The sequence below is a fragment of the Sphingobium chlorophenolicum genome, assembly GCF_000722875.1.
In the GTDB taxonomy this organism is placed as follows: Bacteria; Pseudomonadota; Alphaproteobacteria; order Sphingomonadales; family Sphingomonadaceae; genus Sphingobium; species Sphingobium chlorophenolicum.
Genome location: NZ_JFHR01000044.1, coordinates 1 through 12,369, shown reverse-complemented (window position 1 = coordinate 12,369; position 12,369 = coordinate 1). Strand labels below are relative to the sequence as shown.

The window sequence follows — 12,369 nt, the reverse complement described above, 5'->3', positions numbered from 1 at the left end:
CATTGCTGACGGGCGCCTGCCGATGCCATGGGAGCGGCGATCAGAAGTGGAAGATCACGCCAGCCGTCGGCCGGAAGCTGTCGAAATCATAGGTTTCGGTCTGGAAACGCAATCGGATGCCGCTGTTGCCGGTGATGCCGCCCAGGCCGATATCCTTCGGCCCCACCTCGACGCCCAGGCCGTACATCCAGTCCTTGCGGTCGGGCCAGGCGCCCTTGCCGTTGACCCACTGATAACCGGCGGAGGCGAAGAGCATGCCGCTTTCCCCGGCGCGCGCGCCGAAGCGGCCCTTGACGCCATATTCCCAGTCGATGTCGCTGAAACCCTTGGTCGCATTGCCTTCGACGCCGACGAAGACGGGGCCGAGCGGCACGTTGACCCCCGCTACGCCGCTGATGATGGCGCCGTTCATGATGGTTTCGCCCGGCACGCTGCCGAATTCGGTGCGCCGGTCGAACGTATGATAGCCGCCCAGAACGCCAACATAGGGCTCGACCCCGAAGGCGCTGGTGCCGTCGGGGGCCGTTTCATCCTGCGCCGATGCGACGGAAGGCAGGGCCGCAACAAGTGCGGCCGCGACAAGATATTTCTTCATGAGGAGTCCCTTTTTCCAGTTTGATGATTGGCTGGTCGAGGGGATAACCTGCGCGGATTGCGTCAGGTTTCCTCAATGAAAACAAATCCTTCCGACTGTTCCCTATAGGACACAATCCATGTTAAGGATGGATGGGCTATTGCGCCGTCCAACCGCCATCGATGCTCATGTTCGCGCCGGTGATATTGGCGGCGGCGTCGCTGCACAGATAGAGGGCCATCGACGCCACCTGTTCGACCGTCACGAACTGCTTGGTTGGCTGTCCCGCCAGCAGCACGTCGTTCATCACCTGCTCCCGCGTCATGTTCCGCGCCTTCATCGTGTCGGGAATCTGGTTTTCCACCAGCGGCGTCCACACATAGCCGGGCGAGATGCAGTTGGCCGTCACCCCGAAGGTCGCCAGTTCCAGCGCCAGCGTCTTGGTCAGGCCCGCCAGCCCATGCTTCGCCGTCACATAGGCGCTCTTGAAGGGCGACGCAGTCAGCGAATGCGCTGAAGCCGTCTGGATGATCCGCCCCCATTTCTTCTGCTTCATATAAGGAATGGCGAGGCGGGATGTGTGGAAGGCGCTGTTGAGGTTCAGCGCGATGATCAGGTTCCATTTGTCGACCGGAAACTCCTCGACCGGTGCGACATGCTGCATCCCGGCATTATTGATGAGGATGTCGACGCCGCCGAATGCGTCGGCGGCTTCCTGCATCATCGCCTCGATCTGGTCGGTCTTCGTCAGATCATGGCCGCTATAGAGCGCCTTCCCCCCGCTCAGCGCCTCCAGCCCGACCCTTTCCTTCTCGATGGCGTCCGCGTCGCCGAAGCCGTTGATCACCACATTGGCGCCTTCCCCGGCCAGCGCCTTGGCATAGGCCAGTCCGATGCCGGACGTCGATCCGGTGATAAGGGCGGTCTTGCCGGACAGGGACTTGCTCATGCCTGCTTCTCCTTGAGATGGTCGGGGGCGTCGAGGTCGAAGGTGGAGCTTTTCCCGTTGACGATGTTGCGGGCGATCAGGTCGCCCTTGTGCATCACTTCCTCCACCGCATCCCGGCCCTGCGACCAGTGGTCCAGCATGGTCGAGCGGGAAAATTCGAAGTCCCGCGCCCCGCTTTCCCAGGCGCGGCTGCGGTAGATCAGGTGGACGATATTGACCGATCCGGTGTCGAGGAACTGCCGCAGCCGTTGCGCATCGGCATCGTCCCGCAATTCCGGCGGCAGCTTGTCGAGCAGGGCGCGGATCGCCTTATGCTCCTTGCGCAGCCGCAGATACTGGTCCGTCACCTGTCGGGTACGGCTGGAATATTGAATGTCCTTGGTCCGGGAATAGACGTCGGTCATCTGCCGGGGCATCGGCCCCTCGGCGGGGAACAGGTCGACCTGGAACACCAGCATGTCGTCGCTCTGATGGTCCAGCACATGGGCGAGCGGCGTGTTGGACACGATGCCGCCGTCCCAATACCAGCGCCCGTCGATCTCGATGGGCGGCAGGCCGGGGGGCAGGGCGCCCGACGCCATGATGTGCCGCGCATCGATCCGCGTGTTGCCGCCGGGGCCGCGCGTGTCCCAATAGGCGAAATTGCCGCTTTCCACGTCCACCGCGCCCACCGACAGCCGCACCGGCCCATCGTTCAGCAGATCCCAGTCGACGCAGGCGTCCAGCGTCTCCTTCAGCGGCGCACTGTCGTAGAAGCTGATCGCGCCTGGCGTCCCTTCCGGCATCAGCGGCGCGGGCCAGAGGCGCGGACGGAACATGCCCGGCACGCCGAAGGTCGCGACCGTGCCTGCCGCCATCAAATGAGCCGCCTCGCGGATATGGTCGATTTCCGGCAGCACGATATTGGGCATGCCCCCGGATACGGTCAGCCAGAATTTCTTCAGCCGGGCCAGGCGCTTGTGCGGCGGATTGCCCGCGATGATGGCGGCGTTGACCGCGCCGATCGAAATCCCCGCGACCCAGCTTATGTCGATCCCCAGTTCATCGAGCCGCTGATAGACGCCCGCCTGGAAGGAACCGAGCGCGCCGCCGCCCTGCAGCAACAGCGCGACTTCACGGGGGAGGGGCAGCGGCATATTGGCGCGGTGGCGCGGATGGGTTTCGGTATCGGCCATGTCGCAGCGCAATATAGAGTTCTCCTGACGCATTCCAACTGAATGTGGCGTTACAATTGGTTCATAGGAACGTTCAGCGGTCACCGTTCCCACAACCCAAGGAATGGATTAGGCAAAGGATGGAAGGAGAGGCATGACATGCGGCTCGACGACGAACGGGAAAGCACGAATTTCGAGGTTCAGGACGGCCGGGGCGGCGGTCTGGGCGGCGGACTCGGTGGTGGATTGGGCCTGTTGCTGCCGCTGATCGGCAGCTGTTTCGGCTGCGGCGGGATCGTGGTGGTGCTGATCGTCTTGGCGGTGATGGGGGTCAATCCGCTGAGCCTGATGAGCGGCGCCGGCCAGATGCCCCAAAGCGGAAAGGTGAGTCGCGATGCGGCGAAGCTGACCGACATCCAGCATTGGTCGCTCAAGGTGCTGGGGTCGACCGAGCGGGTCTGGGAACAGGCCTTTCAGGAGGCTGGCCAGCAATATCGACCGACGGTCCTTTCCTTCTATTCGCAGAGCGGATCGTCGGGCTGCGGCGCGGCGCAGAGCGCGATGGGGCCTTTCTATTGCCCCAATGACGGGAAAGTCTATCTCGACACGGATTTCTTCACCGAATTGCAACAGCGCTTCGGCGCGCCGGGCGACTTCGCCCAAGCCTATGTGATCGCGCATGAGGTCGGCCATCATGTGCAGGATCTGGAAGGCACTTTGGGCCAAGTGAACAAGCAACAACGCGCCGTCAGCGAGGAAGAGGGCAACGCGCTGCAAGTGCGGGTGGAATTGCAGGCGGATTGCTATGCAGGCGTCTGGGCGAAGCGTACCGGCCTGATGGAGCCGGGCGATCTGGAGGAAGGCATGAAGGCTGCGCAGGCGATCGGCGACGACACGCTGCAAAAGGCGGCCGGACGGCGGCCCGTGCCGGAAAGTTTCACCCACGGCAGCAGCGAGCAGCGCATGAATTGGCTGCGCAAGGGGCTGGACAGCGGCGATCCCGCGCGATGCGATACGTTCAAGGGAGCATAAAAATCCTCCCCATCCGGAGATGGGGAGGGGGACCGCGCGAAGCGTGGTGGAGGGGAGGGGGCACGACCTCCGAATTTCCCCTCCACCACTCGCTTCGCGAGCGTCGAAGAGAGTCACGTGCCTCTCTTCGACCCTCCCCACGCTGCGCGCAGGGAAGATCAAATTACCTCAAAAACCTAATGCCGATCCAGCTTCGCCAGCAAATCCAGCATATCCTCCGGCACCGTTTCCCGCCCGGCGCGGAAGGTGGAGCGCAGCGCATTGCCGATGCCCTCATGGGGCTGCGGCATGCCGATATCCAGGACGCGGCGGATGGCGCCATCCTGTATCCGGGCCGACCGGCTGAAGGGTTTGCGTTGCATTTCCATGTCCGATTAACTTCCAAGCGGCGGAAAAGTTTCTGGCATTCATCGCAAACGCACGCGATATCGGCTCCATTATGGGAGAGTATAGGTGACGGACGGTTTGGCGGCTGCGGCAAGGATGCGGGCGCATTCGCCTTTTCTGGCACGGCAGATGGATCGTTTCCCCGACGTCGCCAGCCTGTTGGAAATGGGGGATTTCGAAGCCGCTTGGGCCGCCGCGCAGCAGGTCGCCGGGCTTCACGACGGCATAGCCCGCTCCCTGAGGCGCCGGCGCGGCGCGATGGCGCTGGTGACGGCGGCGGCGGACCTTGCCGGCGCCTGGGGGCTGGACCGGGTCACGCGCACCCTGTCCGGCTTTGCCGACCAGGCGCTGGAGGAGGCGCTGGCCGCCGCCATGGCGGAACGCTATCCTGACGCGGAAAACCGCGGTTTCGTTATCCTCGCGCTCGGCAAACATGGTAGCCGGGAACTGAATTATTCCTCCGATATCGACCCGATCCTGCTCTACGATCCCAAGACCCTGCCCCATGGCGAGCGGGAAGACCCGGCCGATGCGGCGGTCAGGATCGGGCGGCGGGTCAGCGAATTGCTGAACGCGCGCGACGGCGACGGCTATGTGTTCCGCGTCGACCTCCGCCTGCGGCCTTCCCCGGAGGCGACGCCCATCGCCCTGCCGGTGGAGGCGGCTATCGGCTATTATGAATCGACGGCGCTCGGTTGGGAACAGGCGGCCTTCATCCGGGCGCGACCGGCGGCGGGCGACATCGCGCTCGGCGATTATTTCATGCGGGCGATCCGGCCTTTCGTCTGGCGGCGGAGCCTGGATTTCGGGGCGATCGACGCCATCACCGACATTTCGCGCCGCATCCGCGACCATTATTCGCAGGGGCAGGCCTTCGGGCCGGGCTATGACCTGAAGCGCGGGCGCGGCGGCATCCGCGAAGTCGAATTTTTCGCGCAGGTGCATCAACTCATCCATGGCGGGCGCGACCCTTCGCTGCGATCCGGCAATACGCGGGAAGCATTGCAGGCGCTTGCGGCGGCGGGCGTGTTCGAAGCGGAGGTCACGGCAAGGCTGGACGAGGCCTATGTCCTCTTCCGCACGGTCGAGCATCGCCTGCAAATGGTGGAGGACCGCCAGACCCATGAACTACCCAAATCGGCGGAGGCGATGGACAATGTCGCCATGCTGCACGGGCTGGAGGACGGCGAAGCGCTGCTCGACCTGCTGCGTCCGCAAGTGCAGTGGGTCGGCGGCAATTACGACCGGCTGACCCCGGCGGCGGACCAGGAATCCCTGTCCCATGACGAGGACAGGCTGAAGGCGCAGCTTTCCGAACTGGGCTTCGCCGATCCGGAAACGCCGCTGGCGCGCATCGCCCGCTGGCGTTCGGGCACGGTCCGGGCGCTGCGCAGCGGTCCCTCGCGGGAAGCGCTGGAGGAATTGCTTCCCGGCCTGATGCGCACGCTGGCCGCCGCGCCCGATCCGGCGCGGGCGCTCAACCGGCTGGACGATCTGATCGGGCGGCTGCCAAGCGCGATCAATTTCTTCAAGCTGTTGGCGGCGCGCCCCGGCCTTGTGGAACTGCTGGCGGAATTGCTCAGCCATGCGCCGACCCTGGCTGATGCGCTCGGGCGGAGGGCGGAATTGCTGGACGGCCTGATCGACACATCCGCCTTCGATCCGCCGCCCTCCGTCGCGATATTGGCGGAACAATTTGCCCGGCTGGAGGCAGGCGAGGATTATCAGGCCCTGCTCGACCGGGTGCGCCAGCGGGTGAACGACCGCCGCTTCGCACTGGGCGCGCAGATCATCCGGGGCGGCGATCCGCTGGAGGCGGGCAGGGGTTATTCCCGCGTGGCGGAGGCCGCCATAGAGGCGCTCACAACCGCCACCGTCGCGGAATTCGAGCGCACTCATGGGAAAGTGCCCGGCGGCGAGATGGTGATATTGGCGCTGGGCAGGCTGGGCGGCGGAGTGCTGACCCATGCGTCCGACCTTGATCTGGTCTATATCTTCACCGGCAGTTTCGAAACCGAATCCGACGGCGCGAAGCCACTGGGGGCGACCCAATATTTCAACCGCCTGGGCCAGCGCATCACCAACGCCCTGTCGGTGCAGACGGCGGCGGGGCCGCTGTATGAGGTCGATACCCGCCTCCGCCCGTCGGGCGCGCAGGGCCTGCTCGTCGTCAGCCTCGACAGCTTCGCCCGCTATCAGCGGGAGGAGGCCTGGACCTGGGAGCATCTCGCGCTCACCCGCGCCCGTCCCGTCTTCGGATCGGATGCCGCGCGCGCCGCCCTCAACGCGATCCTGACCGAAACGCTGGAGCGTCCCCGCGATTTCGACGAACTGGCGCGCCATGCGGTGAAGATGCGCAGCGACATCGCCAAACATAAGCCGCCCGCAGGCGATCTCGACGTGAAGCTGGTGTCGGGCGGTCTGGTCGATCTGGAATTTCTGATCCACGTCACACAGTTCCGTCACAATATGGCGTTCGATCCCGACCTGCGCGCCGCGCTGGAGCAATTGGTGGCGGCAGGCCATCTGCCGGGCGAGCTGATCGCCGCGCACGACCTCATCACCCGCTTTCTCGTCGTTTCCCGCCTCGTTTCGCCCAAATCCACCGAGCCGCCCGACGCCACCCGGCCCTTGGTCGCCCGTGCCTGCGGCGTCGAAAGCTGGGACGCCCTGCTTGAAAGCTACGCGCAGGCCCGGCAAAGGGTCGGTGACGCATGGGCGGCGCTGGCCGCCCCCTTCAAGGAGGAATGACGATGCTGGACGTGGGCGATGCGGTGCCGGAAGTGGGCCTGAAGGACGCGGACGGCGCCGATTTCACCCTGGCGCGCTACAGGGGCAATCCGCTGGTCGTCTATTTCTATCCCAAGGCGGATACGCCCGGCTGCACCAACGAGGCGAAGGATTTCACCGCGCTTGCCGCCGATTTCGCGGCATTGGGCGTGCCGGTGGTCGGCATATCGAAGGACAAACCGGCCAAGCTCAAGAAATTCGCGGAGAAATATGACCTGACCGTCACGCTCGCTTCAGACGAGCCGGGCGACATGTGCGAAGCCTTCGGCACCTGGGTCGAAAAATCGCTCTATGGCCGCAAATATATGGGCATCGAACGGGCGACCTTTCTGGCCGGGGCGGATGGCAAAATCCTGCGCGTCTGGCCGAAGGTGAAGGTAAAGGGCCACGCCGTCGAGGTGCTGGAAGCCGTAAAAGCGCTTTGAGCTTGCCCGATTCCATCGACAGCGTGGGCGCGGCCTGCGCCCATGTGCTGATGACGCCCGATCCCGTCGCCAAGCTGATGGCGGCGCGGGCGGCGGCGCGGAACTGGCGGCTGGGACGGCTCGCGCATCGCTTCGACACCGCCATGCCGGACCGGCCTGCGCGCCCTGAAAAGCCCGAACTCCTGCCACCCAACCGGATGCCGAAGCGCGGCAGGATCGGTTCGGAACGAGCGCGGATCGCGATGCTGCACGCGCTTGCCCATATCGAATTCGTCGCGATCGACCTCGCCTTCGACCTCATCGGGCGTTTCGGCGGGGAATTTCCGCCGGAATTCACCGATGAATGGATGCGCGTGGGCGCCGATGAAGCCATGCATTTCGCGTTGCTCGACCGGCGGCTGCGTCAATTGGGCAGCCATTACGGCGCGCTCCCCGCGCATGACGGCCTGTGGCAGGCGGCGGACGAAACGGCGCATGACGCGCTCGCCCGCCTCGCCATCGTGCCGATGGTGTTGGAGGCGCGGGCGCTCGACATCACGCCCGCTACCATAGAGCGGTTCGAAGGGGCGGGGGATGAAGCGTCCACCCGCATGTTGCGCCGCATCATGGCAGACGAGATTCGCCATGTCGCGGCCGGGACGACTTGGTTCGGCCATGCGACGAAGCGATTGGGCGTGGACCCGGCAAATCATTACCAAATCCTTGTGAAACGGCACTTTCGCGGGGCGTTGAAGCCTCCGTTCAACGACTCGGCGCGCCGACAAGCCGGTTTAACGCGGGAATTTTACGCTTCGCTTGCACAATAGGGCCGGACATGTCCTCTTGTGGACAGCGGGTGGCGGCATCAGCCGCATTTTGGTTAACGTGGGGATAGCCGAGGGGCGCAAAGCCTCCGGTCAAGAGTCGGGGTCGGCGATGTTGGTTCTTCATTCTGAAAATGCGTGCGCTGCGCGATGGTTCCGTTCCGCGCTTAAAATTGCTGGATCGATGGGTATGGCGGGAGCGCTCTGCGCAGCCGTCCCGGCCCAGGCCAAGGCGGACGAAGACGATCCCTATGGCGATGCGTCGGAAATCAACACCAGCGCGCTCGGCCCGGCCGATGTCGGTTTCTCCAACCTTTTCTCCAGCCTCCAGCGGCTTGATGGCCAGACCAAGTCGGCCAATTACATCCCCTCCGGTCGTCCGGTCGAGAAACTCTCCCTGACCTCCAATTTCGGCGTCCGTTCCGACCCCTTCAACGGCGGCACCCGGATGCACAAGGGCATCGACATCCCCGGTCCCCTCGGCACGAAGATCTACGCCACCGCCGACGGCATCGTCAGCCGCGCCGGTTGGGCCAGCGGTTACGGCAACCTCGTCCAGATATCGCATGGCGGTGGCATGGAAACGCGCTACGGCCATATGTCGAAGCTGCTGGTCGCCTCCAACAGCTATGTGCATCGCGGCCAGTTGATCGGCCTGATGGGCTCGACCGGCCGCTCGACCGGCAGCCACCTCCACTATGAAGTGCGCGTCGACGGGCAGGCGATCAACCCGATCCCCTTCGTCGCCGGTCCCGATTATCTGGTGGCGATGAACACCAAGCCGCCGATCGCCATGGGCGGCCCGACCAAGGCCCAGGAAAAGGCCGCCGAATAAGCGCCGCTTTCATCCCCCTTTCCAAAGGCCCGGCATGCGAAAGCTTGCCGGGCCTTTTGCTTGATCCTATCTAAAGCCCATGACCGATATCGACCTGACCTCGTCCGCCGCAGCCCGCGTCGCCGACATCGCTGCCAAGCAGGGCAAGCCCGCCATCCTGCGCCTTGCGGTGGAGGGCGGCGGCTGTTCGGGCTTCCAATATCGCTTCGGCCTGGCCGATGGGGTCGAAACGGGCGATATCACGGTCGAGCGCGACGGCGTGACGCTGGTGGTCGATGACGTCAGCATCGACCTGGTGCGCGGATCGGCGGTGGATTTCGTCTCCGATCTGGGCGGCAAGGCGTTCAAGGTCACGAACCCCAACGCCACCGCCGGTTGCGGCTGCGGCACCAGCTTTTCGGTTTAAAATCGGTCCTGCCCTTGTCGACGGGGGCTGTTTCTCTTTAGGGATGCGCGCAAGGAGATTTCGTCCATGCGCATCGCCACCTTCAACATCAACGGGATCAAGGCGCGCCTGCCGCGCCTGCTGGAGTGGCTGGACGAGACCCGCCCCGACATCGCCTGCCTTCAGGAAATCAAGACCTCCGACGAAACCTTCCCCGTCAAGGACATAGAGGATGTCGGCTATGGCGCGATCTGGCATGGACAGAAGGGGTTCAACGGCGTCGCCATCCTCGCCCGCGGCGAAACCCCGGTGGAGGTTCGCCGAGGACTGGAGGGTGAGCCGGAGGACGAACATAGCCGCTATCTCGAAGCCGATGTGAAGGGCCTGCGCGTCGCCAGCATCTACCTGCCCAACGGCAATCCGCAGCCGGGGCCGAAATTCGACTATAAGCTGCGCTGGATGAAACGCCTACGCGACCGCGCCACGGAAATCTGGGCGGAGGAAGTCCCCGCCATCCTTGCGGGCGATTACAATGTCATCCCACGCGACAAGGACGTCTATTCGGTCAAGGCCATGGCGGACGACGCGCTGATGCAGCCGGAAAGCCGCGCCGCCTATCGCCGCCTGCTGGGCGACGGCTGGACCGACGCCATCGCCTCGCGCCATCCGGCGGGCGGGGTGTGGACCTATTGGGACTATCAGATGAACGCCTGGCCCCGCGATGCAGGGTTCCGGATCGATCATCTGCTGCTTAGCCCGGGCGCCGCCGACCGCCTGATCGATGCGCAGGTCGACAAAGATTTCCGGGGACGGGAAAAGGCGAGTGACCACGCCCCGACCTGGGTGGAATTGTCGTAACCTCCTTGGACGACGGCTTTTGGCAAGAGCGGACATCAATTCCTCCCTACGCGCAGCGTGGGGAGGGGGACCGCCGCCGAAGGCGGTGGTGGAGGGGAAATACCCAGGTCGTGCCCCATTCCCCTCCACCAGCCTGCGGCCGGTCCCCCTCCCCATCTATCGATGGGGAGGAATAGGATAAGTCCGCTTCCCACCCTTCACCGCCTCCGCCACCTCTATCCCCGGTAACGCCGCAGGATCAGCCATATCCTGCCCGATCCATCCGCCGCCCTGCTTGAAATAAGCGACATGATGCCCGCGCTGGAAACTGGCGCCGTCCCACACCACCACCTGCAATTCGATCTCGTCATGACGGTGGACATGCAGCCAGTTGAAGCTCTGCGGTTCGGCATTGCGGAGCCGGGTGGATGTCGCCGTCCCCGCCTGAATCACCAGCGCCCCGCCCGCATGAGCCACCATCTTCTCCGCCGCCTCCGCATAGGTGCGGTGGAAATGGCCAGCCAGCGCGACATGGATGCCAGCCGACGCCGCCGCCCGCACCGCATCCTCATGCCGTCCGACCGCTTCGCTCAATTCGCCGCCCTTGCCGATGGGCATGGCGAACAGCGGATGATGGGTGACGAGGATGCGCGTCTTCCCCGGAGCCACCCGCGCAAACCGGTCCCGCAGCAGGCGCATCTGGTCATGATTGAGCCGCCCGCCCTTGATCGTCAGCGATCGCGCCGTGTTGAGGCCCAATATCGCCACCTCATCATTCTCGAAAAAGGGGCAGAGATCGTTGCTGATACTGCGCTTGTAGCGGCGCAGCGGGGCCCCGAAGCGACGGGCGAGGTCGTAGAGCGGCACGTCATGATTGCCCGGAACGACCAGCAATTTCATGCCCGCCGCGCGCAGCCGGTTGACCCAGGCGCTGGCCTGCCGGAACTGGTCGCGCCGGGCACGCTGGGTGAAATCGCCGCTGATGACGACCAGATCGGGCTGGCGCTGTTGCAGCCAGGCTTCGGCGGCGGCGGCGATCTTGGGATCATGCGCGCCGAAATGCATGTCGGACAGATGGGCGATACGGGCCATGTCCCATGAACGTGCGCGGCCCGTCCTTGGTTTCGGACCCCGAAGGCGATTTGCGTGTTGTTGAGGCATGGAAACGAAATCCCCACATCCCGGCGACCTGCCGCGCGAAGCGGCGTTGATCGTCAATGTCCACTCGCGCCGGGGGGAGGCTTTGTTCAAGGACGCCAGGGCCTTGCTGGAGCAAGCGGGGGTTCGCTTGACCGCCGCCCATGCGGTAAGGGAGCCGGATCGCCTGCAGGAGACGGTCAGACAGGCAATCGCGCAGGGCGCGCCGATGGTGATTGTCGGCGGCGGCGACGGATCGCTGTCGGGCACGGTGGACGAACTGGTGGGCAAGGATTGCGTCTTCGGCGTCCTCCCGCTCGGCACCGCGAACAGCTTTGCGCGGACCCTGGGCATCCCCCTCGATCTGGAGGGAGCGGTCGCGGCCATTGCCAATGGCCGGAGACGGCGGATCGACCTTGGCATGATCGACCGGGATTATTTCGTGAATGCCGCGTCGCTGGGACTGTCGCCCAGGATCGGGGAGACGGTGCCGCACAGGCTGAAACGCTATCTGGGGCGGGCGGGATATCTGCTCTGGGCGGTCAAATGTTCCATCGGGTTCCGCGCCTTCCGGCTGGTGCTGCACGATGGAGCGCAGGAACGGCGCCTATGGTCGACGGAGGTGCGCATCCTGAACGGTCCCTATCATGGCGGTGTTGAACTGTCCGATCGGGCTGACGTGGATACGGGGGAGATCGTGATCCAGGCGGTAGTGGGACGCAGCCATGCGCGGCTCGCCTGGGACTGGTACGCCAAATTCTTCAGATTGCGCGACCGCGACGCGCAGACGGAGGAATTTCGCGGCCAATCCTTCCGCATCGAAACGCTGCCGCCGCAACGCATCTCCATCGATGGGGAGGTGCTGGCGAAGACCCCTGCAACGGTCAGGATCGCGCCCGGAGCGGTGGATGTGGCTGTGCCCTGATCCTTCTCCTCCCGCAGGCGGGAGGGGCCAGGGGTGGGCAATTCGAATTGACGGGAAATGGCCATTAGCGGACGCTCTTAATCCTCCCTACGCGAAGCGTGGGGAGGGGGACCGCCGCCGAAGGCGGGGGTGGAGG

At 64.7% G+C, this 12,369-nt stretch carries 13 protein-coding genes; 8 read left to right on the top strand and 5 right to left on the bottom strand.

Annotated features, from left to right (window positions below):
* Positions 1-40: 40 nt before the first annotated feature.
* The 3 genes from BV95_RS16495 to BV95_RS16485 form a co-directional block, all read right to left on the bottom strand.
* Complete coding sequence (locus tag BV95_RS16495) at positions 41-595, bottom strand: hypothetical protein (protein ID WP_013847478.1); 555 nt, start codon at positions 593-595, stop codon at positions 41-43.
* Positions 596-731: 136 nt separating this feature from the next.
* Positions 732-1,523, bottom strand: coding sequence for a 3-hydroxybutyrate dehydrogenase (locus BV95_RS16490; protein WP_037454401.1), 792 nt, complete (start codon positions 1,521-1,523; stop codon positions 732-734).
* Positions 1,520-2,698 (bottom strand): patatin-like phospholipase family protein, encoded by a 1,179-nt coding sequence (locus tag BV95_RS16485; RefSeq protein ID WP_037454398.1) that lies wholly within the window; start codon positions 2,696-2,698, stop codon positions 1,520-1,522. Before BV95_RS16485 ends, BV95_RS16490 begins: the two co-directional genes overlap by 4 nt.
* A gap of 138 nt (positions 2,699-2,836) precedes the next feature.
* On the opposite strand from BV95_RS16485, the gene ypfJ reads away from it, so the two are divergent.
* On the top strand, positions 2,837-3,709 hold the full coding sequence (gene ypfJ, locus BV95_RS16480) for a KPN_02809 family neutral zinc metallopeptidase (RefSeq protein WP_037454395.1): 873 nt from the start codon (positions 2,837-2,839) through the stop codon (positions 3,707-3,709).
* Between the two features lie 176 nt (positions 3,710-3,885).
* On the opposite strand, the gene BV95_RS16475 is transcribed toward ypfJ, so the two are convergent.
* Positions 3,886-4,077 (bottom strand): hypothetical protein, encoded by a 192-nt coding sequence (locus BV95_RS16475; protein ID WP_037454390.1) that lies wholly within the window; start codon positions 4,075-4,077, stop codon positions 3,886-3,888.
* A 115-nt stretch (positions 4,078-4,192) separates the two neighbouring features.
* Between BV95_RS16475 and BV95_RS16470 the strand changes: the two genes are divergently transcribed.
* The 6 genes from BV95_RS16470 (at position 4,193) to xth (ending at position 10,192) form a co-directional block, all read left to right on the top strand.
* Positions 4,193-6,847, top strand: coding sequence for a bifunctional [glutamine synthetase] adenylyltransferase/[glutamine synthetase]-adenylyl-L-tyrosine phosphorylase (locus BV95_RS16470; protein WP_174544428.1), 2,655 nt, complete (start codon positions 4,193-4,195; stop codon positions 6,845-6,847).
* Positions 6,848-6,849: 2 nt separating this feature from the next.
* Positions 6,850-7,311, top strand: a complete 462-nt coding sequence (gene bcp / locus BV95_RS16465) for a thioredoxin-dependent thiol peroxidase (protein WP_037454384.1) — start codon at positions 6,850-6,852, stop codon at positions 7,309-7,311.
* The gene (locus BV95_RS16460; protein ID WP_037454382.1) at positions 7,308-8,117 is read left to right on the top strand and encodes a ferritin-like domain-containing protein; all 810 of its coding nucleotides are present in this window, start codon (positions 7,308-7,310) and stop codon (positions 8,115-8,117) included. The genes bcp and BV95_RS16460 overlap by 4 nt, the downstream gene beginning before the upstream one ends.
* Before the next feature lie 109 nt (positions 8,118-8,226).
* Positions 8,227-8,949, top strand: a complete 723-nt coding sequence (locus BV95_RS16455; protein ID WP_338057866.1) for a M23 family metallopeptidase — start codon at positions 8,227-8,229, stop codon at positions 8,947-8,949.
* 79 nt (positions 8,950-9,028) lie between these two features.
* Positions 9,029-9,355: an iron-sulfur cluster insertion protein ErpA gene (erpA, locus tag BV95_RS16450; protein ID WP_013847469.1), complete on the top strand. Its 327-nt coding sequence runs from the start codon at positions 9,029-9,031 to the stop codon at positions 9,353-9,355.
* A 66-nt stretch (positions 9,356-9,421) separates the two neighbouring features.
* Positions 9,422-10,192: an exodeoxyribonuclease III gene (gene xth, locus BV95_RS16445; RefSeq protein WP_037454374.1), complete on the top strand. Its 771-nt coding sequence runs from the start codon at positions 9,422-9,424 to the stop codon at positions 10,190-10,192.
* A 156-nt stretch (positions 10,193-10,348) separates the two neighbouring features.
* On the opposite strand, the gene BV95_RS16440 is transcribed toward xth, so the two are convergent.
* Complete coding sequence (locus tag BV95_RS16440; protein ID WP_037454372.1) at positions 10,349-11,263, bottom strand: metallophosphoesterase family protein; 915 nt, start codon at positions 11,261-11,263, stop codon at positions 10,349-10,351.
* Positions 11,264-11,330: 67 nt separating this feature from the next.
* On the opposite strand from BV95_RS16440, the gene BV95_RS16435 reads away from it, so the two are divergent.
* The gene (locus BV95_RS16435; protein WP_037454368.1) at positions 11,331-12,233 is read left to right on the top strand and encodes a diacylglycerol/lipid kinase family protein; all 903 of its coding nucleotides are present in this window, start codon (positions 11,331-11,333) and stop codon (positions 12,231-12,233) included.
* Positions 12,234-12,369: the final 136 nt, after the last annotated feature.

What these genes read in the sequence shown, in the direction of transcription:
- BV95_RS16495 (WP_013847478.1), bottom strand. Translation starts at nt 595, where the DNA reads ATGAAGAAATATCTTGTCGCGGCCGCACTTGTTGCGGCCCTGCCTTCC.
- BV95_RS16490 (WP_037454401.1), bottom strand. Translation starts at nt 1,523, where the DNA reads ATGAGCAAGTCCCTGTCCGGCAAGACCGCCCTTATCACCGGATCGACG.
- BV95_RS16485 (WP_037454398.1), bottom strand. Translation starts at nt 2,698, where the DNA reads ATGGCCGATACCGAAACCCATCCGCGCCACCGCGCCAATATGCCGCTG.
- ypfJ (WP_037454395.1), top strand. Translation starts at nt 2,837, where the DNA reads ATGCGGCTCGACGACGAACGGGAAAGCACGAATTTCGAGGTTCAGGAC.
- BV95_RS16475 (WP_037454390.1), bottom strand. Translation starts at nt 4,077, where the DNA reads ATGGAAATGCAACGCAAACCCTTCAGCCGGTCGGCCCGGATACAGGAT.
- BV95_RS16470 (WP_174544428.1), top strand. Translation starts at nt 4,193, where the DNA reads ATGCGGGCGCATTCGCCTTTTCTGGCACGGCAGATGGATCGTTTCCCC.
- bcp (WP_037454384.1), top strand. Translation starts at nt 6,850, where the DNA reads ATGCTGGACGTGGGCGATGCGGTGCCGGAAGTGGGCCTGAAGGACGCG.
- BV95_RS16455 (WP_338057866.1), top strand. Translation starts at nt 8,227, where the DNA reads ATGTTGGTTCTTCATTCTGAAAATGCGTGCGCTGCGCGATGGTTCCGT.
- erpA (WP_013847469.1), top strand. Translation starts at nt 9,029, where the DNA reads ATGACCGATATCGACCTGACCTCGTCCGCCGCAGCCCGCGTCGCCGAC.
- xth (WP_037454374.1), top strand. Translation starts at nt 9,422, where the DNA reads ATGCGCATCGCCACCTTCAACATCAACGGGATCAAGGCGCGCCTGCCG.
- BV95_RS16440 (WP_037454372.1), bottom strand. Translation starts at nt 11,263, where the DNA reads ATGGCCCGTATCGCCCATCTGTCCGACATGCATTTCGGCGCGCATGAT.
- BV95_RS16435 (WP_037454368.1), top strand. Translation starts at nt 11,331, where the DNA reads ATGGAAACGAAATCCCCACATCCCGGCGACCTGCCGCGCGAAGCGGCG.